This is a genomic window from Microbulbifer variabilis (genome assembly GCF_056232115.1).
The window spans coordinates 3789490-3812228 of the sequence record NZ_CP174325.1 but is presented as its reverse complement, the minus strand read 5'-3'; the positions used below and the strand labels follow the sequence as shown (position 1 = coordinate 3812228).

Sequence of the window (22739 nt, the reverse complement as noted above, 5' to 3'; positions counted from 1 at the left end):
GGACCCCCGCCATCTCCTCGGACAGGAGTCAGCTTGTGGCAAGGAATACCCAAAGCCGCTTGATGTGGCTCGATGAAAACCATATCGACTTCCCCCCTACTAGAGCGGCATTGGATGATCCCAACGGTTTGCTCGCAGTTGGCGGTGACCTATCACCAGACTGGCTGCTCGCAGCGTACCGACGCGGGATATTCCCCTGGTACTCCGACGAGCAACCCATTCTCTGGTGGAGCCCCTCACCACGCTGTGTAGTTATTCCCCACGACTTTAAGATCGGGCGAAGCCTTCGCAAAGTACTGCGCCGCGGAGCCTTTCAGGTTACATTTGACCAGGCATTCGAGGAGGTCATCGATGCCTGCCGCGCGCCCAGGTCCGGCGAAGATGGCACCTGGATCACTGATGAGATGTGCCAGGCCTACGTAGATATGCATCATCTCGGCCATGCCCACTCTGTAGAGGTGTGGCGAGAGGGCAAGCTTGTTGGAGGACTCTATGGACTGGCCATTGGCAAAGTGTTCTTTGGCGAGTCGATGTTTCACAGAGAAACAGACGCTTCCAAAGTCGCTTTTGTCCACCTCATTCGGCAATTAGAATTGTGGGGCTGCCCGCTCGTCGACTGCCAGGTTAGTAACCCGCACCTGACCAGCCTGGGGGCCATTGAATTGTGCCGTAGGGATTTCGAACAATTGCTGGAAAGCGGAATTAGACAGCCCGCATTTCCACAGCCTTGGAAGCTTTGTTGGACTTATGGGTAAATATTCGCAACTGGATTCTGTACGCTTGCTGGCCACGCTGCCCCACCCCTGCGGCTACCTGCCGGACCGGGAGGCCACCACGGTTTTTGTGGACCCCCAGACAGAGGTGGACCAACGCCTGTACAACCGTCTGTCCGAGCTGGGTTTCCGCCGCAGTGGCGCCTACCTATACCGCCCACAATGTGCCACATGTAGGGCTTGCATTCCGGCAAGGGTGCCGGTGAACCTGTTTGTACCAGATCGCAACCAGCGCCGCTGCTGGAAACGCAATCGAGACCTGGATATCTTCCACATCGAGTCTATTGATACTGACGAGCACTACGAGTTGTATGCTCGCTACATTGAGCAACGCCATGCCGACGGAGAGATGTATCCACCCAGCCGGGAACAATACCGAAGTTTCCTGAGCCAGGCTTGGGGAGCCACCCGCTATATTGAGTTGCGCGCTAGAGGCAAGCTGGTTGCAGTAGCTGTTACTGACCTGCTCACCGCTGGCCTCTCTGCCATCTATACTTTCTTCGACCCGGATGAGGACAAGCGCAGCTTGGGCAGTTACTGCATTCTCTACCAGATTGAATGGGCCAGGCGACTCGGACTCCCCAATCTCTACCTGGGTTACTGGATAGAGCAGTGCCACAAAATGGCCTACAAAAGCCAGTTTCGACCGATTGAAATGCTTAAGGAAAACCGCTGGAGCCTGAAGTCTCTCTAAAGCACTAGCACACGCCCTTTGCTCTATTCAGCCTTTTCGTGCAAAATGCTCGCCCGTCAAGCCGCGGCTAGGCCAAAGCGCCACCGGGGTAAATGGTCTGATCAAGTTATTTGAAGGTTGCTGCCGCATGGCAAAAGACGATTATATTGAAATGGAAGGCGAGGTGATTGACACCCTGCCAAATACCACTTTCCGCGTAAAGCTGGAAAACGGACACGTGGTAATTGCGCACATCTCTGGAAAAATGCGCAAAAACTACATTCGTATCCTCACTGGCGATAAGGTCAAGGTGGAACTCACCCCTTACGACCTGAGCAAGGGCCGCATTACCTACCGCGCCCGTTAAACTGCTCGCCTGGGGAAGTGCCTTAAGGGCCGCTTGTCCAGACAAAAAAAAGCCACCGCAAGGTGGCTTTTTTCGGTTGAACCTGAGGTAAAGTCAGGCTGGAACCGCAGTTTTTATCGCCAGCTCATCACCCTCGATAGTGACCGCAACACGCCCACCCTCTTCTGCCAATTCACCGAACAACACAGCTTCGGCCAGGGGCTTGCGCAGCTTGTCACGAATCAGGCGCGACATTGGACGCGCACCCATTTTTTCATCATAACCACGAATTGCCAGCCACTCGCGGGCCTCATCATCTACAGCCAAGGTTACGCGGGAATCATCAAGTTGCGCCTGCAGCTCAACAATAAACTTGTCCACCACCGTCTTCACCACATCCAGCGGCAATGACCCGAACTGGATAATGCTATCCAAGCGATTGCGGAATTCCGGCGTGAACATTTTCTTGATCTCCTCCATGCCGTCGGTGGAGTGATCCTGATTTGAAAAGCCAATAGAACGCCGACTCATCAGCTCAGCACCTGCATTGGTGGTCATGATGAGAATAACGTTGCGGAAATCAGCCTTGCGGCCGTTATTGTCAGTCAGAGTACCGTGATCCATCACCTGCAATAACAGGTTAAACACCTCTGGATGTGCTTTCTCAATTTCATCCAGTAACACAACACTGTGGGGATGCTTGGTCACAGAATCAGTCAGCAGTCCGCCCTGATCAAAACCGACATAGCCCGGCGGAGCACCAATCAGACGGGAAACCGTATGGCGCTCCATATACTCGGACATATCGAAACGAATCAACTCGATTCCCATCACTTTAGCCAACTGGCGACACAGCTCAGTCTTCCCGACACCGGTTGGGCCAGAGAAGAGGAAGGAACCTATGGGCTTCTCCTCCGCACCGAGACCCGCCCTGCTAAGCTTGATCGCCGTACTCAGCGCCTCAATGGCACTATCCTGGCCAAACACAACCATCTTCAGGTTGTCGTCCAATTTGGATAACTGTTCCTTATCCGATGCCGATACGCTCTTGGCTGGAATCCGGGCCATTTTCGCAATCACGGACTCAATTTCACCAACTCCAATTACTTCCTTCCGAGTCTCCGCAGGTAGCAGGGATTGGTAGGCGCCGGCCTCATCAATAACGTCAATTGCTTTATCCGGCAGGAATCGCTCGGTGATATGGCGACTGGAAAGCTGTGCCGCGGCATCCAGGGCCGCATCGGTAAAACGCACCTTGTGGTGGTCTTCGAAACAACTCCGTAACCCCTGCAGGATTTGGATGGTTTCTTCAACCGAAGGCTCACTGACATCAATTTTCTGGAAGCGCCTGGAAAGTGCCCGATCTTTTTCGAAAATCCCACGGTACTCAGTAAATGTCGTTGAGCCTATACAGCGCAGCTGGCCACTGGAAAGCAGTGGCTTAAGCAGATTGGAGGCATCCATCACTCCACCGGAAGCCGCACCCGCACCGATAATCGTGTGAATTTCGTCAATAAACAGTACTGCGTGCTCGCGCTTTTTTAATTCAGCCAACAATGCTTTAAAGCGCTTTTCAAAATCTCCCCGGTATTTTGTCCCGGCCAGAAGGGAGCCAAGATCAAGGGAATAAATAGTGCTGTCTTTGAGCGGTTCAGGAATATCTTCGTCCACTATACGGCGAGCAAGCCCCTCAGCAATGGCGGTCTTACCAACACCAGACTCACCAACAAGCAGCGGATTGTTTTTGCGGCGCCTGGCCAGAACCTGGGTTACCCGTTCCACTTCGGGCCCACGCCCTACCAGGGGGTCAATGCGGCCGAGGATAGCCTCTTGGTTCAGGTTGGTCGCATAACTTTCCAGTGGATCGGAGCCACCTGGCTCTGCACCCCCGCTGATCTCTTCATCAACCTGTTCAGGCGTCGTATCGGAGCCATGGTGGTGATTATTACCACTGGATCCTACGCGGGAAATGCCATGGGTGATGTAATTCACCACATCAATACGAGCAACACTCTGCTGTTTCAGATAGTAAACAGCCTGACTTTCCTGCTCACAAAAAATAGCAACGAGGACATTAGCCCCTGTGACTTCCTTTTTACCGGATGACTGGACATGGAAAACGGCCCTTTGCAGGACCCTCTGGAACCCGAGTGTGGGCTGAGTCTCACGGTCTGTATCAGCCTCTGGGATTAATGGCGTTGTGGAGTCTACGAACTCCAGCAACTCACGTCGCAACGCGCTTAGATCGGCTCCACAGGCATGCAACACATCAGCCGCAGATTCATTGTCCAAAAGCGCCAGCAATAGGTGCTCTACGGTCATGAATTCGTGCCGTTTAGCGCGCGCACCCTTGAACGCCAGATTAAGCGTTACCTCTAAGTCCTTGCTGAGCATCTAAACCTCAAACCCTAATCGCCAATATTTCCCGCCGACTCCGCTGGTAGGCGCGCACCCTTTGCCGGCGTCTATATCCTGGCTGATTCCCTTCAGGTGACGGGACCCTTGTTTAAAAGCAGCTCTATTCAAGATCAATCTTCTTTACTTTCATCCGCCTCAATTTCGCATAACAGGGGGTGCTCATTCTCCTGGGCGAATTGATTGACCTGCGCGGCCTTTGTCTCCGCTATATCCCGAGTATAGACACCGCACACTGCTTTTCCCCGCGTGTGTACTTGCAGCATCAACTGCGTGGCGCGCTCCCGGTTGACTGAAAAAAACAGTTCCAAAGTCTCTACAACAAAGTCCATGGGGGTGTAGTCATCGTTGAGCATAATGACCTTATACATGGGAGGCTGCTTTAACTTGGGTGGCGCCTCCTCCAGTGCAAGCCCGCCATCGGAATCCTCCAAGTCGTAACTGTCTCCCTCTGACATATCGGAGCTTAGTGTAATGATCTGCGGAATACTCATAACAATTATCAATGAATTTTTTAAAGCCTCGATGTTGCAACCTGCGCAACCATCAACAACCTGCCATTGTAACCTTATTTGACCAACGACACAGAGACATCACAGAGTCCACCTGCGTTTCTTGACATTCCCATACCAGTTGACTACAAGAGTTAGTGCCTGCACGTTCACAGCCGTTAATCGCAGATAGGATCGCAGTCGATTAATCCGCAGGTCAAATAAATATAAAAACTCTGTAAGGTGGCCAACTGGTCACTCAGGCAATTAGAGGGAATTCGTTATGCCTACCGGTACCGTGAAGTGGTTCAACAACGCAAAGGGATATGGGTTTATTCTTGCAGATGAAGGAGGGGAGGATCTGTTCGCGCACTATTCCGCCATTCAGATGGAAGGCTACCGAACCCTGAAAGCTGGTCAGCAAGTCACCTTTGATATCGTCAGGGGCGATAAAGGCTACCACGCCGCCAATATTTCTACTGTGCCCTCGGGCGATATGCCCACTGCCAGCAAACCTTCCATTCCAAACTCCGAACCGGCCTATGCCGAGAGCGCGAGAGAAAAGGAAGCGGAGGCTCTCGACTAGCCTTATTGCGGCAAGTTCGCACGCAAAAAAAGGCCCTTCACAGCACAGTGAAGGGCCTTTTTACTATCGGAGCCGAGCCTCACAGCCCGGCATCCAATTTGGCACCTTATGCCATGTGCTTGATAACTTCGTCACCAAACGCAGAACAGGACTTCAGCTCAGCACCGTCCATCAGACGCTCGAAATCGTAGGTTACGGTTTTGGCTTCGATAGCACCTTCCATACCTTTGATTACTAAGTCAGCAGCTTCGTTCCAGCCCAGGTGACGCAGCATCATCTCAGCGGAAAGAATCAGGGAGCCCGGGTTAACCTTGTCCTGGCCAGCGTACTTGGGCGCAGTACCGTGGGTTGCTTCGAACAGGGCAACGTCGTCGGACAGGTTTGCGCCCGGAGCGATACCGATACCACCAACCTGTGCAGCCAGTGCGTCAGACAAGTAGTCGCCGTTCAGGTTCAGGGTAGCAATTACGTCATACTCCGCCGGGCGCAGCAGGATCTGCTGCAGCATAGCGTCAGCAATTACGTCCTTAACAACGATTTCCTTGCCAGTCTTCGGATTCTTGAAGCTGTGCCAGGGGCCGCCGTCCAGCGGCTGAGCGCCAAACTCGTCGCGAGCCAGCTCGTAACCCCAATCAGCGAAGGCACCTTCGGTGAACTTCATGATGTTGCCTTTGTGTACCAGGGTTACAGAATCGCGATCCTGGTCCACAGCGTACTGGATAGCCTTGCGCACGAGACGCTTGGTACCTTCTGCAGAAACCGGCTTAACACCGATACCACAGTTCTCAGGGAAACGGATCTTCTTAACACCCATCTCGTCCTGCAGGAACTTGATAACTTTCTTAGCTTCGTCAGTGTCAGCTTTCCACTCGATACCAGCGTAGATATCTTCGGAGTTTTCACGGAAGATAACCATGTCTACCTTGTTCGGCTCTTTAACCGGAGAAGGTACACCGCTGAACCAGCGCACCGGGCGCTGACATACGTACAGATCCAGCTCCTGACGCAGGGCAACGTTCAGGGAACGGAAACCTCCACCTACTGGAGTGGTCAGAGGGCCTTTAATGCTAACAACGTAGTCTTTGATCGCTTCGAGGGTTTCAGCCGGGAACCAGTCGCCAGCGTAAGTCTCTGCCGCTTTCTCACCGCAGTAGATTTCCATCCACTCGATTTTCTTTTCGCCGCCGAAAGCTTTTTCTACAGACGCGTCGATCACCTTGCGCATTACCGGGGTGATATCCACACCGATGCCGTCACCCTCGATGAAAGGAATAACCGGGCGATTCGGAACATTCAGCGAACCGTCGGAATTGACTGTAACTTTTTCGCCGTCTGCCGGCACTTGGATATGACCCATATTGCGTAAACTCCCAAAATTCTATGACTTTTTAGGTCCAGCGTTGCTTGCACCGCTCCCCCGGGACCATTGGGCGGGGATAAAAAACGGCGGGATTATAGCAGCCTCGGTTAATTTTTGTAGTTGGATTACAATACTCAATTTTTCTTATGGCAAAGATTATTCTCCTCAACAAGCCTTTTGGCGTATTAAGCCAATTTACAGATGATCAGGATCGCGCCACTCTGGCTAACTATATCCAGCACAAGGGATTCTATGCGGCGGGCCGCCTGGACTACGATTCTGAAGGTTTACTACTGCTGACTGATGATGGAGCGCTACAACATCAAATCAGCCACCCCAAGCGGAAGATGCCCAAGACCTATTGGGCCCAGGTGGAGGGTGAAATTACTGATGATGCTCTTTATATGCTCAGGCAAGGGGTAGACCTGAAGGATGGCCGAACCGCACCGGCCAAGGCCAGGCGCCTGCCTGATAGGGAGCCCTGGCCCCGCACACCGCCAATTCGCGAACGCAAGTCGATTCCAACCAGCTGGCTGGAGCTGACTATTTCCGAGGGGCGGAATCGCCAGGTAAGGCGGATGACTGCAGCGGTCGGCTTCCCTACCCTGCGGCTAATCCGGGTGGCGATAGGCCGCTGGAAGCTCGACTCATTAAAGCCTGGCGAGTATCGAACAGAAGAGGTTTTTGGCGCCCCCAAACCCCGAACAAAACCAGCACTCAACCGCAATCGACCGCGCCGAAAGCGATAATCTATAACGGAAGATCAAAGCGGTCTTGGTCAAATGGGGCGTTCGCAGGTAAAATTCGCCCCCCTTTCATGCCAGTGAAGTAGTGACTGTTCTTCTTATGCCTGATTCCACCCTCAACAAACAGCCAAAGCGCATCATCGTCGGTATGTCCGGCGGTGTGGATTCCTCTGTAGCCGCACACCTGCTGATCCAGCAGGGCTACCAGGTGGAAGGCCTGTTCATGAAAAACTGGGATGAAGATGACGGCACAGAATACTGCACCGCCAAGGCTGACCTGGCGGATGCCCAGGCAGTCTGTGAAAAGCTTGGTATCAAATTACATACCGCTAACTTTGCCGCAGAGTACTGGGACCACGTATTCGAATATTTCCTGGCAGAGTATAAAGAAGGACGCACCCCCAACCCGGATATCCTTTGTAACCGGGAGATCAAATTTAAGGTTTTCCTTGAATATGCCGAGGTTCTCGGGGCTGATGCGATTGCTACCGGGCACTACACTCGCCGCCGTGATATAGATGGCCGCACCTATCTACTCAAAGGACTCGATGGCAATAAGGATCAAAGCTATTTCCTGCACGCCGTTGGAGAAGAAGAGTTTGCCCGCTCCCTTTTTCCGCTGGGGGAGCTGGAGAAACCGGAAGTCCGACGTATTGCCGAGGAAAATGGCTTTATTACTCACAATAAAAAGGACAGCACCGGTATCTGTTTTATCGGTGAGCGTCGCTTCAAGGACTTTCTTGAGCAATATCTGCCCGCACAACCCGGGGATATGGAAACGCCGGAAGGTGAAACAATGGGGCGTCATGCGGGCCTGATGTACCACACCATTGGCCAGCGCCAAGGCCTGGGTATCGGCGGCGTAAAAGGCGCCGGTGAAGAACCCTGGTATGTTGTGGGTAAGGACCTGGAGCGCAATGTATTAATTGTCGCACAAGGCGCACATCATCCCCTGCTATACGCAACTGGCTTAGAGGCTAGCCAGACGCACTGGATTAACGCAGCCGCACCAGGTGAAACATTCCGCTGCCAGGCTAAAACCCGCTACCGCCAACCAGACCAGGACTGCACAGTGCATGTACAGGAAAATGGGAGCTTGGTCGTAGCGTTTGATGAGCCACAGCGTGCCATCACGCCAGGCCAATCCCTGGTACTGTATGATGGCGAGGTTTGCCTCGGTGGCGCGGTTATTGAGCGAGCCACAGGCATCGGCTCCGCCATACTGGAAAAATACAAGAAGCACTAAGGAGCAATTTTGAATAACTGGCGGGATCAGGCATTGGCACTGGCCGGAATTTTTCAATCCGCAACTCTGGTGGAGCGCCTTGCCAAAACTGGCACGGCGCCCCAGGCGCAACTGGAAACGGGGGTGTACAGCCTCTTCCAGATTAACCCCGACCGCACTGAGGATATTTTTGCAGGGGCAAAGCACCTGCTGCCCGGCCTTAAGGTCTCCAAACAAATATTGCAGTCCCGGCAACATCCCGAGTACACAGATTGCCTGCGCTACACACTCTCCGTCCTCTACTTGCAACGACAATTGAGCAAGAAAAAGGACCTGCTTTCCGTTATCGGCAGCCGCCTGGAGAAAGCCAAGGGTCAAGCCGAACACTTTTCACTGACGCACGAAAATATCTTTTCCAATCTGGCCAGCACCTATAGTGACACCCTCGGCACCTTCCGCTTTCGTATTCAGGTTCTCGGCGATTTTAACTACCTGCAACAGCAACGTATCGCCAATCAAATTCGCTCAATGCTGTTTGCCGGTGTTCGCTCGGCGACACTATGGCGACAGCTGGGTGGGCGTCGCCTGCACCTGTTGTTCCAACGCAAAAAGCTTTTGCGTGCGACCGACGAATGGATCGCACATATCGAATCTATAGAACACTAATCCCGGAGATTTACTATGACAGTTGAGCTTTCCGCACTCACAGCGGTATCCCCAATTGATGGTCGCTACGAGAGCAAGACTGCCCCCCTGCGTGAAATTTTCAGTGAATACGGCCTGATCCGCGCCCGCGTTGAAGTGGAAGTACGCTGGCTGCAAAAACTTTCCGCACATAAAGAGATCGCCGAAGTTGAGCAGTTTGACGAAGCTGCCAACATGCTGCTCGATAGCATTGTGGCCGACTTCTCCCTGGAAGATGCTGAGCGCATCAAGGAAATCGAGCGCACCACCAACCACGATGTAAAAGCGGTTGAATACTTCCTCAAGGATAAAATCAGCAGCAATGCCCAGCTGGCAACAGTGAGCGAATTCGTACACTTTGCCTGCACCTCTGAGGACATCAACAACCTGTCCCACGCCCTGATGCTTCGCGCCGGTCGCGACAACGTCATGTTGCCTGCGATGGAAGCCCTGATTGACGCTATCGTAGACCTGGCCCAGGACTTTGCCGACGTACCCATGCTGTCCCGTACTCACGGCCAGACAGCCAGCCCGTCTACTGTTGGTAAAGAACTTGCCAACGTGGCCGCGCGCTTGCGCCGCCAGGTAGCACAGATTAAAGCGGTACCGCTACTGGGTAAAATTAACGGCGCGGTAGGTAATTACAACGCTCACCTGTCCGCCTATCCCAATATTGATTGGGAGCAAAATGCTGAAGAATTCATTTCTTCCCTGGGCCTTACCTGGAACCCCTACACCACCCAGATCGAGCCCCACGACTACATTGCTGAGCTGTTCGACGCTGTTGCCCGCTTTAACACCATCCTGATCGATTTTGACCGCGATGTGTGGGGCTATATCTCCCTGGGTTACTTCAAGCAAAAAGTCGTTGCCGGTGAAGTTGGCTCCTCCACCATGCCGCACAAAGTTAACCCCATTGACTTCGAAAACTCCGAAGGCAACCTGGGTATCGCCAACGCCGTATTCCAGCACCTGGCAGCCAAACTTCCAGTATCCCGCTGGCAGCGCGACCTGACAGACTCCACCGTACTGCGCAATATGGGGGTGGGTGCGGGCTATTCCGCCATTGCCTATGCCGCCACCATGAAAGGCCTGAGCAAACTGGAAATCAACCGCGAGCGCCTGGCGGAAGACCTGGATAATTCATGGGAAGTATTGGCAGAGCCGATCCAAACGGTTATGCGTCGCTACAACATTGAAGAGCCTTACGAGAAACTGAAGGCCCTCACCCGTGGCCAGGGTATCACCCGTGAAACCCTGAAAGTATTTATCGAGAACCTGGAGATTCCCGCAGAGGCCAAGAGCGATCTGCTGGAAATGACTCCGGCATCCTATATCGGTAACGCCGTGGAACAGGCTCGTAAAATTTAAACGAGTCCGGCTACCAGCCGCACCTGGTGCGGCTGGTCATCTTTTAAAAAATACAACAGTACGCTGGATAGTTTCCGAGCCTCAGAATATCCAGACACAAACCCCAGCCTTCTGACAGTGAGAGTTACCGTGGCCAGCCCCCTTACCCATCTTGGCGACATGCCCATCGAAGTTTTTATGCGTGACTATTGGCAGCAGAAACCCCTGCTGATACGCAATGCTTTCGCCAATTTTGAGTCGCCCATTTCCGGGGAAGAACTCGCAGGTATGGCCCTGGAGGAAGCGGTCGAATCTCGCTTGGTATTGGAGAATGGCAAGAGCAGTCCCTGGGAGCTGCGCACAGGTCCATTCACTGAAGAAGATTTTCTTTCCCTCCCTAAAACCCACTGGACCCTGCTGGTACAAGCTGTCGATCAGTGGATGTCAGAAATTGCTGAACTGAAAGATTTCTTCCGCTTTATCCCCGACTGGCGCCTGGATGATGTGATGATCAGTTACGCCGCCGATAAGGGCAGCGTTGGTCCCCACTACGATCACTACGATGTGTTTCTTCTCCAGGCCGAAGGCAAGCGTTTGTGGCAACAAGGCCCCAAGGTGGATGAAAGCAATCCTCGCCTTGAAGGAACGTCCCTCAATATCCTGAAAGAATTCGAAGCAGAAAACAGCTGGGTACTAGAGCCCGGCGATATGCTTTACTTGCCGCCCCAATACAGCCACTGGGGAATAGCCGAAGGCGGATGCACCACAATCTCCATTGGTTTCCGCGCCCCTTCCGCCGCCGCGATCCTCGAAGATTTCGCCGCTGAAATCGCTATGGATTTACCGGACAGCCAGCGCTACACCGATGCCGGTGCTGAAGTGGCGAAAAACCCAGCGGAAATTGATCCCGCCTCTGTTGCCCGCCTGCAACAACAGCTCGGCGAGTGGCTGCAGCAACCGGAAAAAATCGCCCAGTGGTTTGGCGCGGTTATGACTGAAGCAAAATACCCGGACACAGTGGCATTGGATGCAGATGACGCAGTAGATTGGCGCGAGCAGATGCCCAAGGGAGTACAACTGGTATTAAACCCCGCCTCCCGCGCTGCCTTTTGCCGCGAACCAGCCACTTTGTTTGTTGATGGTGAGGCCTTCCCCTGCCCACTGGTATTTGCCGAACAGTTCGCTGACTCCCATGAAGTAACCTGGAATGATATCGAAGCTTTCCCGGAAATAGCCGAAGTCAGCGGCCTTCTCGATCAACTGGTTGCACAGGGCACATTGATCTATCCACCTGAGGACTTCTGAAATGGACACTCTCATTCGCCCAGCTGAATGGAATAGTGAAAGGGAGAGAATTCGGGCAATTCGAGAAGCCGTATTTGTGCTAGAACAAAATGTTCCCATGGAATTGGAGTGGGATGATCAAGAAGAAAGCGCACAACACTTCCTGGTTTTTCGTACAGGCATTCCAGTTGGCACTGGTCGGTTGACAACAGATGGTAAGATTGGCCGCATGGCGATTAGCAAAGCTGCCCGTGGCCTGGGACTCGGTGCTCAACTACTAATAGCAATCTGTAATCATGCTAAACAGCATGGTTATCGCAAAGTCTACCTTCACGCCCAACAACATGCCAAAGGCTTTTATGCTAAAGCTGGCTTTACAACGGAGGGGCCTGTTTTTTATGAAGCCGGAATCCCTCATATTAAAATGTTGCAAGAGTTCGGCTGCCCCTTACAAAAGAGTTAACCGTAGTATTACACTGTACAGGCCTTTCCCATCAGAGACTAATCAGCCTCGACAAAGACATAACGCTCCATTAGGTAAGCTAATGGAGCTATACCCACAACGTACGTTATCCAAAGCGCCAATCCCCAATAGGGATTAAAGATTGTTAAGAGACATGCCAAAATGCTGGTCAGCAACATGACCATGCTCACTAATAGCACCCTTTTCCCACTCACACTCGCTCTATTTGGAGCAATAAACCACATTCCTGCAATTGCCAGCGCAGCAACTGCGTAACTGATGGACAATAAAATTACCGACCAGGCTTGATCTGGATACTCTCCCAACAAAGCCGATGGAAAAGGAATAAAAGCAACCGCACCAAGTAATAGAAAGTTAAGGCTGGTAAAGCCCACAGACTTAGACTCATGATCAGCCATCAAGTGATTGTGGTTGAGCCATAAACGACAAAGGATTGCAACACTCAATAGCCAGGAAAATATATGAGGAATCTGTTGCTGCATTTTGGTTTGAAAATCCTCGCCCGGCTTAATATCTACCAAGTCAGGAATTTGAATGTTAAACACCAGCAGAGTCATGGCGATAGCAAAAACGCCATCACTGAGTGCATTGATACGACTAGACAAAAAGGACTTGTGTTGCATCATTTCTATCGCGCAAAGCTAGCTATTACTAAGTTAAGTCCAAACCCTTCTTTTAGCCGCTGCTAGCGCAAATAGTCGCCCTTTGTTCGCTATATAACTTCAACCTTACCTTCTGATTACCGAATACTCGGATCTTTAAATTAATTAGTTAAAATATATGATAACGACTTTGTAAGTGTATAGTTTTTACATTTACTGTTGGCTAAATATGCAGTCCCCAAGCTGTATTCAAAAGATAAAAGACTTGATGCTAATGCTATTGGTGGGTCAATCGATTCCCAGCCCTTTCGCTGCGGGAGAAGCATCCCGCAGCGAAAGGTTGCTGTTCACTTGCAATTGCATATGGCGCCACAGGTATTTACGAACCCTTCGCACTTGGTAGGTCGATAGATGAGTAACAAGTAGCCAAAATTCAAGCACTACTCCCAGGAGAAGACTGCCAAATTAATTGGCTCTAAACTCTCTCCACCTCCTCTCTTTGCAGGGTAGCGACCGTAGAAATACTGGCGGTATAATTTCCTCTAGAGACAACACGCCCGACCCGCTCTCCCAAATATACTGCAGTTAGCCGATCCAGCTCATGAATACCACCCCCACTCTCCTCTACGGCAATCAAACCCAACTGGCAACCACCTCGATTTCTCCCCTGTATATCCCGACTAGGTAAGATATCGAGAGGGACCCAGAGCATTCCCATTTGGGAGGAAAATATCTGCAGGGCCTGGATGGTATTAAGCTGATCTCCACTGTAGTTGCTGCCAATAGTAAATCCCGCAGCCAACTTGTCCGCCCATTTAAGCTCACTGTAACGATCACTGGCAGCATCTATAAATGACTTAAATTGCGCTGAAACATTCCCCATAAAAGTTGGCGAACCCAGCACAATCGCCTCACACTCGTCCAACTGAGCCATTATTCTTTGGTTATCGAAGCGCCCTGCCCGTATATGCTGTCCCTCAACAGCCAAGGCTATCCCCTCACACCCGGTTAGATTATTAACCCCCTTTACAACAGCTTCTGCGAGTGCCTTGGTAGTGCCGCAAACTGAATGGTAAACAACTCCCACCTTAATCATGAGGCTACTCTGCTGATTGTTGCACCGACGTTTTTTGTACCTTGATGGAAAGACTGCCCCTGAAAAATACTGGCCAGCCTCCGATCAACTTCGGCACCTGTCGGCACCTCAATACCAAATACATCCAACAAAGTTCGGCGAAGCTCCTTAACATTGGCGAGCATTATTACGCTTTTGGGGCCAATAATCGGCTGGTAGCTCAATTGACGATTGATCAAAGCATGTCGCCCCTCGGAAAATGCCCGCGCTGCAATCAAGTGTTCTACAAAGCGGGATTCCGGGTGGGTGCAGCAATACCAATTGGCGATTTTATAATCACCAGCCGTACGGGGACTCAAATCAAAGCTATACATAGCTTGCCAAACCCCCTCGACCTTTACCTGTAACAGGTAATCTCTATTATCTGTTCGGGTCAAACGATAAGTGCCGTGGGGAGTAGTCTGGAGATCTGTGGAATCCAAACGCATCGGCGCAGTGAGTGTATTACTGCCAAACCCTGCATCCAACAAGTAAGGGACTTCATCTACTTCTACCAACAGTATCATGTGTGATTGTGCAGGTTGATGTCCCACTGGGGTTTGCCAAAGGACACGCGCGGCAAGGCCGATAACTGCAAAGCCTATCTGCTGCAAAGCAGCGCGCAAGAGAGCATTCTGCTCGAAACAGTATCCCCCCCTCAAGTGGCGTACGAGCTTATCCTCGATAGCGGAAATTTCAATATCTACTGCCCCCCCTAAAAAAGATGTCACATTCTCAAAAGGAATTGTCCGCACATGATGGGATAAGAGACCCTTGAGCGTCGGTAAATCAACAGCAGGCATGCGGTTATAGCCGATACGCTCCAAGTAACCTCGCAAGTTGATTCTTTGTGTTTCTGCGGTCATTTGTCTCATTTCCTCTTTGCCAATCAATTTTGCAAAGTAGTTTAATACCTCAACTTTACTTTAGGTCAACACCGATTACCCAGCTTCTTGGTTACTGTGATATCGCCAAATATACTAACTATGATTCCCTCTTCCCGACTTGACATCGTGTGTATGATTGGGGGGGCAACAACAGAGGTAAATGCTCATTGGAACTATTGTTTTTGGGTACATCGTCCGGTACTCCCACAAAGGACAGAAACGTAAGCGCTGTCGCATTAATAGAAAGTCAAGGTAAAAGCTGGTACCTGATCGACTGCGGTGAGGGAACTCAACATCAAATCCTTCATACTCCCCTGTCCTTAAACTCTCTAAGCGCAATTTTCATCACCCATGTCCATGGTGATCATTGCTATGGACTACCAGGACTATTGGCAAGTGCGGGGATGCAAGGCAGAGCTAAACCACTGACTGTAGTAGCACCAAAGGCTATACGTGACTGGCTTATATCTACGCAGGCATGCACTGAACTCTACCTACCATTTGAGTTGAATTTTTTTCCTTCGGAGAAATTACCTACCTTGGACCAAGGACAGTTTATGATTTCCCTGACTAAACTTTCCCACAGGGTGCCCTCGTACGCTTACAGTTTTACCGAGAGAAAAATACGGGCTTCCTTAGATATCGAAAAATTGTGTCTAGCAGGCATCCCCCAAGGGCCCTTATGGGGCAAACTGAGAGCCGGAATTAATATTATCTATAATGGCCGGGAATACTCTTCTACAGAGTTTCTTCACCGAAAGCAAAAGCCAAGAAAAATTGTGATCTGTGGAGATAATGACAGCCCAGAATTGTTAAAAAAAGCCTGCGTAGAGTGTGACCTTCTCGTTCATGAGTCTACTTTTACTGATGATATGGCTGAAAAAGCTGTAAAGGTCGGACACAGCTGTGCCAAGCAGGTGGCATCTTTTGCAGAGCAAGCAACTGTACCCAACCTGATTTTGACCCATTTCAGTCCGCGATACCAATCAAGAGCTGATATAACTCCCTCAATTAATGACATATACCTCGAAGCTCAATCTGTATACAGAGGCAATCTACAGCTAGCTTCTGACTTTAAACGGTTCGAGTTAGATAAAACTGGAAAACTGAGGTCGCACATTTAAAGTTATGCTCTATGTTTTCACCGAAAGCAGAACAGGAAGCCTGGATACAATTAATACTCTCCAAGATTCCTGCAATTCAATAAGAACTAATACTTCACACTTCAACTGCTAACCTGAAGGAAATAACCGGGCAGGAAATACCAAATGGTACAAATCAATGAACTATTTAATCGGCACTTCGCAAGCAGCCAAAGATTAAGGAAGAAAGCTAAAAAGAAAATTCCGAAGTTTGCCTATGACTACCTCACTGAAGGCTGTATGGATGATATAGGCCTTAGCCGAAATCGAATTCCCTTTAAATCTGTCGAATTCACACCGCAATACATCAAGCGGCCGACTGAGCCGGATATAAGCTGCAAACTGTTTGATTACCATTACAGCGCACCATTTGGAATTGCACCCGTAGGTCTCCAGGGACTAATGTGGCCAGATGCTCCTGTCATACTGGCAGATGCTGCCTATAGACATGAAATTCCTTACATTCTCAGTACCGTATCCTCTGAATCACTAGAACGCATAGCGGAAGTAACCCAGGGAATGGCGTGGTACCAACTATATAATCCCACTGAACCTTCCATCCTAACCGATCTTCTCAAGCGCTTGGAGAGAGCTCAATATCAAAATCTAGCAATTACCGTTGATGTACCCACCTTCGGTTTAAGGCCGCGGGACTTCTACAATGGTCTTGCTATGCCTCCAAAGCTTACACTAAAAAACATCTATCAAGCAGCCATCCGGCCTCATTGGAGTTTAGCCACTCTCGTGCACGGGCTGCCCCAGTTCAAGAACCTTACTCCATATATGAGCAAAGAGAGCAAGAAATTGGAACTCACTGAGTTTATGAATACAGCTACTATGGGGCCACTGGATTTTGACAGTTTAAAAAGTATTCGAGATCGTTGGCCACACAAACTAATCATCAAAGGTATTATGAGCAAACCCGATGTTGATAAAGCAATCGCATTAGGTGCCGATGGAGTGATTATTTCGAATCATGGCGCACGTCAACTAGACCAAGGAGAAGCTACATTACCCTTAGTTCAGGAGCTTAAAACGACATACCAGAGTAAGATTCCACTTCTTATAGACAGTGGGCTTAGGTCGGGCGCAGATGTAGCAAGTGCCCTTTCTCTTGGAGCACAATTCAGCTTTCTGGGTCGTTTTTTTATGTACAGTGTTTGTGCACTAGGTAAAGAGGGAGCAGATCATGCAATTTACCTATTGAAAGCACAGCTAACACAGATAATGCAACAGGTCGGAGCAAAAAAAATCTCAGAACTACCCGGAAAAGCCAAGCTTAAAAATTTCTAAATTAATAATCAAGAATACATATCTTATATTTTAAAGTTAGTGAGCCCATTCTCAATTGAATAATCAAACAACTGAATCTGGATTAATAGTAATGAGTTAATCTAAAAGCTTATCCCAGTAATGAGTACGTCTAAGCATATCCTCTATAGTTTCCTCTGGTAGTAATTCTAAAGGCATAAGTCCATCATTTATTTGCCACCCTCCCCCAAGAGACAAATATACCTGCACCAGACTTGTTGCCACTGCACCCTGTGCGACAACAAGTATATCCTGCTGATTAAGGTTGGAAACCAAGGTTGTAATGACCGTATTAAATTCTATTTCTCCACCTATATATTGTGTAAATGAGAGGTCTACAGATTCCCTCGATGCCTGAGCAGCCGTTTCATAGAAAACCTGTTGCTCTTGTGATTTAAGATAAGCAACTATTGCATTTTCTACATCCACCTGCGCTTGTAAAACAACTTGTTGGTAGTCTGAAACAAGCTGTTGGAAGGTTGCATCCTGTAAGCGGACATTATTACGCAGTCGTCCATAATTAAAGATATTCCAATCAAATTCCAAAAATATATCCCATGCATCGCTACTACCATTAAGCTGCCCCCCTCTGATATCGATCGCTCCGATCAACCCCCCAATCGAAAAGTTTGGGTAAAGCTCAGCTCTCGCAACCCCAATCAGTTCCCCCTGAGCAGCAAGTAGGCGCTCTGCCTGTCGGATATCCGGGCGCTGCCTTAAGAGATCTTGAGGCATACCAATAGCTGTGATTGCGGGTACATGAGGTACCGTTGGCGATACGGAAAGTATATCGTTCAGACTATGCGGAGGCATACCAAGCAGTATTGCCAAGGTATTTTTTAGTTGCTGGAGAATAATTTCCAATCCGGGAACAGTAGCTTCTGTATTACTCAGTAAAGTTTGTGCTTGTTCAGCATCCAATGCACTAACTTCACCTGCTTGAAATTTCACTTCCGCAATTCTTAAACCTTCTCTCTGTATACGAATATTTTCTCTTGCTACTTCAATTCGACGCTTGACGGTGCGTATATTGATATATGTCTGAGCTACTTGCGCAATGATAGAAATGAGTAGCCCATCATATTCAGCCATACTAGCTTCAAGATCCGCTGCAGCCGAGTTCACCAAACGCCTCAGCTGCCCCCACATATCCAATTCCCAAGTTAAATTAAAGTTAAGATAATATTCACTTTGTAGGTTTCCAGTTATTCCCGAGCGAACGTATTTTGAACGATCCACAAGCCCTTCAATTTGCTGTATTTGTGGATATTGATCTCCAATTGCGATAGCCAAAAGCTGTTGCGCTTGCAGTGCCCTGAGAGCAGCAGATCTTAACTCCAGATTATTTTCTATTGCTTGGGCTACAAGCTCATCCAGTACCGGGTCAGAGAAAGCCGATTGCCACCAAAAGGGATTGACCGCCTCCAGGATATCTAGGCGTTTATCATTTTGGTAAACCCATGAATCCTCAATGGTCACGGGAGGTGGTACATAGTCTGGGCCCAGCATACAGCCGCTGCCAATAAATAGATGAATAATGCCCAAAGCCAATCGTTGGCCTATAGAGCTTATATAGCTGGAGTTATGGAGAGTGCGCCGCTTCATCTTGTTCGGCGCTCGCAGTATCGCTCAATATGAGCACTGAACTGGTAAACCCAACACGAAGATCAACAGACTCAGGCCTTTCCGTTAAGTGAACTCTCACAGGAATCCGCTGTGCTAGACGAATCCATTCAAATGTTGGGTTTACCCTTGGCAGCAAGTCATTACCAGCAGTTCCATCATCCTGCGCTATCCCCCAGCCAATACTCTCTACATAACCCTTGAGGGGCCTATGGGGATAAGCCATCAATGTTACAATTGCCTTATCCCCTGGCGAAATTCGACGGATAAAGGTCTCTCGAAAATAGCCCTCTATTCGGTAAGTACTAACATCTACTATTGATAGTGCCGGTTGGTTCGCTACAGCTTGATCACCATAGCGAAAGTCCAGATTTGTTACATAACCTGAAACTGGCGCAGTAACAGTTGTGTACTCAAGATTGAGTTCAGCTTGTCGCACCATCGCAAGAGCTGCACGCACACCTGGATTATCCGCTCCAAGAGCACCAAGTTGCGCCCGGACTCTCGCCAAATCTGCCTGTGACTGCTCTAAAACAGCTAAGGACTCAGCGAGGCTGGCCTCTGCACCCGCACGATACTCCACAGAGGATTCATAATCAGCTTGCGCAGCCTGAAGGGACCGCACTGAAGTGGCACGTTGAGGAAGTAATTCCTGTTGACGCTCAAACTCTGCTCTGGATTTCATGATTTCCGCATCCAGAGCATTGATATTACTCTGAGCCAGGTCTATTGCTGCAGAGGATTCCCGCAGTCTGGCTTCATAAGCCAGAATATTTTCCCTTTGTGCGTTATAGGTATCAATTGCCTCTTCATATTGAGCCCGGGCTTCCGCCAAGGCAGCCTCATAGATTCTTGGATCTATTTGGAATAGGAGCTCGCCTGCATTGACAAACTGGTTATCTCGAATTGGTAATTCTACTACTTGACCAGAAACTCTGGGAGTAACCTGAATTATATCCGCTTGGACTTTCCCATCTCTTGTCCACGGATTATTAACGTATTTCCAGAACTGGAGAACCAACGAAAATAGAGCAAGGAAAACCATACCTCCCGTCAGTATGTATTTTCTATGCTTTTTCACCCTCATATACCCACAAATACCGACCCAATAAAGACTGAGTAAATTATGCTTAACGAAATAACTACAATTGGCGGATTTGCAAAGTATCTAGAGAGACGATAACGATCCAGAACCCTAGCAGTAAGTAATGCCGCCATAACTCCAAGTACGCCTGCAACCAGAACAGGAGAAATAAAAAACCCACCTATAGATACATCGTGAGGTACCTTTTCCATACTTTTACCTATTCGGTTCAGAGGCATCTCTCTTCACAGAAGTATTTCCAGTCCACTGATTCTGACAAACGAAAAAATTCAGCCAGATAGTTATTAATACAATGCGTAACACCCAAAAAATACAAGAAATTAGACACTCCTTCTTTTGACTGTTCGCTACACTCTCTAAGCTCCATTAGTTCGCCGACATCGACGTTGGCCCTATCAAATATCCGCCTATACCCTCTCTTTAATGAGTCGATATGAATCCTTCGTTTTCTACCTGACAAATAAAAAAATATTTTTCCTGCTAGACACCGCCATATGAATGCTTCTCGGAGCATTCTTTTTGTCGCCACTAAATTCATTTTTGACCTATCAATTCCATATAAAATTTTTACTTGATTGGCGACCAGCATAAGCAAATCAATAATCCTCCGCATTTGATCAGTAGACATACCCTTAATAGCCTTTTCATTGATTCCCTCTTTCCAATAGAGGATATTCTTATGTGAAATCATAACGATATTAAGATGATATAAGACATATAGCCGATGGAATATCGACCGATCTTTTAAACGTTGTATATCGCCCTCAACCACGAGACGAGCAGCACTATCAAGAAGCCTATCTATATTTTTCTTGAAGTTTCTTTCTGGGTGTGAGGAAAAGGGAATATTTCTTGATATAGCTAGTATGCAAAAAATTATCGCCAAGACAAATATATAGTTTGTATATACAACAAAACTATAAACTTGATCATTATTAAAATTGAATATGATCTGCGGAAAAATAAGAACCAAAGTCCTTATCATAGATTGAGCGCCAAAATACTTATTCGCAAAGTAAGAGATAACAAAAGTCCAGACAAAGATCATCGACCCCAAAGCATAATACCCAGGAAGCTTGGGCATTAAAAAAAAGTACAATGGCGCAGACATTAAACAAACTAGAATCGTGTAGGCACAAGTTTCAAACAATCTAATTTGTGGACTAACAGCAGCAATGATTGCTATGATTGTAATCAACAATACAACTAGCAATCCGCCAATCATATCCGGAACAAACAAATAGGCCAGATAGGAAATCCATATACCAACAAGCACACGAACAACATTGGCAAGCCTATCCGGATCAGGCATCAGCAAACCAAACCAATATGCGCCCTCTTCACCAGGGAATTTCAAATACGAACTCCCTAAACTTTTAATATCATTGACAGAGCTTATTAGTGCTCGAGTTTCAACCTCTAGATCATTTAATGAACGTCGTGTCACGGCTATTGCCGCGGTCTCTGAGGTTGATAGCTCCTTTACCTTATCAATATTTCCTCTAATCACTCTCTCCTGAGCACTGCCTGCTAACTGGTCTTCAGCAATGGCGAAGCGCAACCTCTTAAATCGGCTCTTCATATCCTCCAAATAGTCTTTCATTCCCAGAAGAAACTTCATTATTCCCAGATCACTGGATAGAGCCAGACCTTCTTCTAATTTAAGCAACGACTGGGTAACCGCTGTTGCACGACATCCCAAATGATTCCACTGCCTACGGCATTCCCAGATTTCGTAACTGTCAGAACTGGCATCATTAATTGCAGTACGTAAGCGTGCATCTGCTTTTAACAGTTCAACTCTCTTTTCTCTACGAATTTTCACCTTTTTTCGATCTAGAATCCTTGTAAAACACCTATCTGCAAATGCGCGGTGAGCATCTAGTAGGGAAACCGCGGCTTGATGTAGTTCTTCACGGCTACAATTCGGCCATATCAGCACAGCGACTAGGCCATAGACGATAATACCAAGCAATGACTCCTGGATACGTAAAATGCCTTCCTCATAGGAAATTGATAAGTCACCTCCTGTCGCATCCCATAACAATAAGATGACATAGCCACAAGTCATCCAAAAATATTGATGCTTTGATCTCTGCAGAAAATATACGCAGCTTGCAACCCAAGTAGAAAGGGCAATCATAAAGAGCCAGCGATCCTGGGGAAACAACGCAACGATTATCCAGCCGCCTAATAGCGCAAAAAGAGTCCCCAAGATCCACAAAATGGCGCGATTTAAGGATTGTCCGAGATTTGCTTGGCTACACACAATAACTGCAAATCCACCCCAAAAAGGTTTCTCCCAATTAATACCCATTGCAATGGCATAAACAATTACCAGAGCCAGCGCAATTTTTATCGACTCTTTCGCATTACGAGACAGGTGCAACTTTATCTCCGAGAATTTTCACGATATAGCGGTTACGTCTTTTTATTCAATGACGCCAAAATACTAATTAACTACGGGATTGTTTATTTGACAGGAAGAAGTATGGCATATAAGGAAGCAATAAAATCAGGGATTTATAAATAGATATG

At 48.7% G+C, this 22739-nt stretch carries 22 protein-coding genes; 12 read left to right on the top strand and 10 right to left on the bottom strand.

The window, feature by feature from the left end:
* Positions 1-62: 62 nt before the first annotated feature.
* The 3 genes from aat to infA all read left to right on the top strand — a co-directional run bounded on the left by aat (position 63) and on the right by infA (position 1813).
* Positions 63-755 (top strand): leucyl/phenylalanyl-tRNA--protein transferase, encoded by a 693-nt coding sequence (aat, locus tag ACJJI7_RS17065; RefSeq protein ID WP_444902641.1) that lies wholly within the window; start codon positions 63-65, stop codon positions 753-755.
* Entirely contained in the window at positions 748-1467 is a 720-nt protein-coding gene (locus ACJJI7_RS17060) for an arginyltransferase (protein ID WP_020415263.1), read from the top strand. The genes aat and ACJJI7_RS17060 overlap by 8 nt, the downstream gene beginning before the upstream one ends.
* Before the next feature lie 127 nt (positions 1468-1594).
* Positions 1595-1813, top strand: coding sequence for a translation initiation factor IF-1 (gene infA, locus ACJJI7_RS17055; protein ID WP_010130378.1), 219 nt, complete (start codon positions 1595-1597; stop codon positions 1811-1813).
* Between the two features lie 93 nt (positions 1814-1906).
* Here the strand turns inward: infA and clpA are convergent, their stop codons facing one another.
* Both clpA and clpS read right to left on the bottom strand, forming a co-directional pair.
* Entirely contained in the window at positions 1907-4186 is a 2280-nt protein-coding gene (gene clpA / locus ACJJI7_RS17050; RefSeq protein ID WP_020415262.1) for an ATP-dependent Clp protease ATP-binding subunit ClpA, read from the bottom strand.
* 134 nt (positions 4187-4320) lie between these two features.
* Positions 4321-4701, bottom strand: a complete 381-nt coding sequence (gene clpS / locus ACJJI7_RS17045; RefSeq protein ID WP_020415261.1) for an ATP-dependent Clp protease adapter ClpS — start codon at positions 4699-4701, stop codon at positions 4321-4323.
* Positions 4702-4981: 280 nt separating this feature from the next.
* Between clpS and cspD the strand changes: the two genes are divergently transcribed.
* The gene (cspD, locus tag ACJJI7_RS17040; RefSeq protein WP_020415260.1) at positions 4982-5284 is read left to right on the top strand and encodes a cold shock domain-containing protein CspD; all 303 of its coding nucleotides are present in this window, start codon (positions 4982-4984) and stop codon (positions 5282-5284) included.
* 106 nt (positions 5285-5390) lie between these two features.
* On the opposite strand, the gene icd is transcribed toward cspD, so the two are convergent.
* A complete protein-coding gene (icd, locus tag ACJJI7_RS17035; protein ID WP_020415259.1) occupies positions 5391-6641 on the bottom strand; it encodes an NADP-dependent isocitrate dehydrogenase in 1251 nt (416 codons plus the stop codon).
* A gap of 149 nt (positions 6642-6790) precedes the next feature.
* On the opposite strand from icd, the gene ACJJI7_RS17030 reads away from it, so the two are divergent.
* The 6 genes from ACJJI7_RS17030 to ACJJI7_RS17005 all read left to right on the top strand — a co-directional run bounded on the left by ACJJI7_RS17030 (position 6791) and on the right by ACJJI7_RS17005 (position 12396).
* Positions 6791-7393, top strand: a complete 603-nt coding sequence (locus ACJJI7_RS17030; protein ID WP_282950719.1) for a pseudouridine synthase — start codon at positions 6791-6793, stop codon at positions 7391-7393.
* Positions 7394-7490: 97 nt separating this feature from the next.
* Positions 7491-8636: a tRNA 2-thiouridine(34) synthase MnmA gene (mnmA, locus tag ACJJI7_RS17025; protein ID WP_282953588.1), complete on the top strand. Its 1146-nt coding sequence runs from the start codon at positions 7491-7493 to the stop codon at positions 8634-8636.
* 9 nt (positions 8637-8645) lie between these two features.
* Positions 8646-9281: a high frequency lysogenization protein HflD gene (hflD, locus tag ACJJI7_RS17020; protein ID WP_020415256.1), complete on the top strand. Its 636-nt coding sequence runs from the start codon at positions 8646-8648 to the stop codon at positions 9279-9281.
* A gap of 15 nt (positions 9282-9296) precedes the next feature.
* Positions 9297-10670 (top strand): adenylosuccinate lyase, encoded by a 1374-nt coding sequence (gene purB / locus ACJJI7_RS17015; protein WP_282950720.1) that lies wholly within the window; start codon positions 9297-9299, stop codon positions 10668-10670.
* Between the two features lie 129 nt (positions 10671-10799).
* The gene (locus ACJJI7_RS17010) at positions 10800-11954 is read left to right on the top strand and encodes a JmjC domain-containing protein (protein ID WP_444901666.1); all 1155 of its coding nucleotides are present in this window, start codon (positions 10800-10802) and stop codon (positions 11952-11954) included.
* A gap of 1 nt (position 11955) precedes the next feature.
* Complete coding sequence (locus tag ACJJI7_RS17005; RefSeq protein WP_444901667.1) at positions 11956-12396, top strand: GNAT family N-acetyltransferase; 441 nt, start codon at positions 11956-11958, stop codon at positions 12394-12396.
* A 38-nt stretch (positions 12397-12434) separates the two neighbouring features.
* Here the strand turns inward: ACJJI7_RS17005 and ACJJI7_RS17000 are convergent, their stop codons facing one another.
* The 3 genes from ACJJI7_RS17000 to ACJJI7_RS16990 all read right to left on the bottom strand — a co-directional run bounded on the left by ACJJI7_RS17000 (position 12435) and on the right by ACJJI7_RS16990 (position 14999).
* Positions 12435-13043 (bottom strand): TMEM175 family protein, encoded by a 609-nt coding sequence (locus ACJJI7_RS17000; RefSeq protein ID WP_083922847.1) that lies wholly within the window; start codon positions 13041-13043, stop codon positions 12435-12437.
* A gap of 451 nt (positions 13044-13494) precedes the next feature.
* On the bottom strand, positions 13495-14115 hold the full coding sequence (locus ACJJI7_RS16995; RefSeq protein WP_282950722.1) for a flavodoxin family protein: 621 nt from the start codon (positions 14113-14115) through the stop codon (positions 13495-13497).
* Complete coding sequence (locus tag ACJJI7_RS16990) at positions 14112-14999, bottom strand: arylamine N-acetyltransferase family protein (RefSeq protein ID WP_353375342.1); 888 nt, start codon at positions 14997-14999, stop codon at positions 14112-14114. The genes ACJJI7_RS16995 and ACJJI7_RS16990 overlap by 4 nt, the downstream gene beginning before the upstream one ends.
* A 188-nt stretch (positions 15000-15187) precedes the next feature.
* On the opposite strand from ACJJI7_RS16990, the gene ACJJI7_RS16985 reads away from it, so the two are divergent.
* Positions 15188-16144: a ribonuclease Z gene (locus tag ACJJI7_RS16985; protein ID WP_444901668.1), complete on the top strand. Its 957-nt coding sequence runs from the start codon at positions 15188-15190 to the stop codon at positions 16142-16144.
* A 144-nt stretch (positions 16145-16288) separates the two neighbouring features.
* Positions 16289-17455 carry an alpha-hydroxy acid oxidase gene (locus ACJJI7_RS16980; RefSeq protein ID WP_282950725.1) on the top strand — a complete coding sequence of 389 codons (1167 nt, stop codon included), beginning with the start codon at positions 16289-16291 and terminating at the stop codon, positions 17453-17455.
* 96 nt (positions 17456-17551) lie between these two features.
* On the opposite strand, the gene ACJJI7_RS16975 is transcribed toward ACJJI7_RS16980, so the two are convergent.
* The 4 genes from ACJJI7_RS16975 to ACJJI7_RS16960 all read right to left on the bottom strand — a co-directional run bounded on the left by ACJJI7_RS16975 (position 17552) and on the right by ACJJI7_RS16960 (position 22590).
* Entirely contained in the window at positions 17552-18952 is a 1401-nt protein-coding gene (locus ACJJI7_RS16975; protein WP_475717089.1) for an efflux transporter outer membrane subunit, read from the bottom strand.
* A 103-nt stretch (positions 18953-19055) separates the two neighbouring features.
* Positions 19056-20177, bottom strand: a complete 1122-nt coding sequence (locus ACJJI7_RS16970; protein WP_444901670.1) for an HlyD family secretion protein — start codon at positions 20175-20177, stop codon at positions 19056-19058.
* 2 nt (positions 20178-20179) lie between these two features.
* Positions 20180-20392, bottom strand: coding sequence for a DUF1656 domain-containing protein (locus ACJJI7_RS16965; protein ID WP_169337146.1), 213 nt, complete (start codon positions 20390-20392; stop codon positions 20180-20182).
* Between the two features lie 17 nt (positions 20393-20409).
* Entirely contained in the window at positions 20410-22590 is a 2181-nt protein-coding gene (locus ACJJI7_RS16960) for an FUSC family protein (protein ID WP_444901671.1), read from the bottom strand.
* Positions 22591-22739 lie beyond the last annotated feature (149 nt).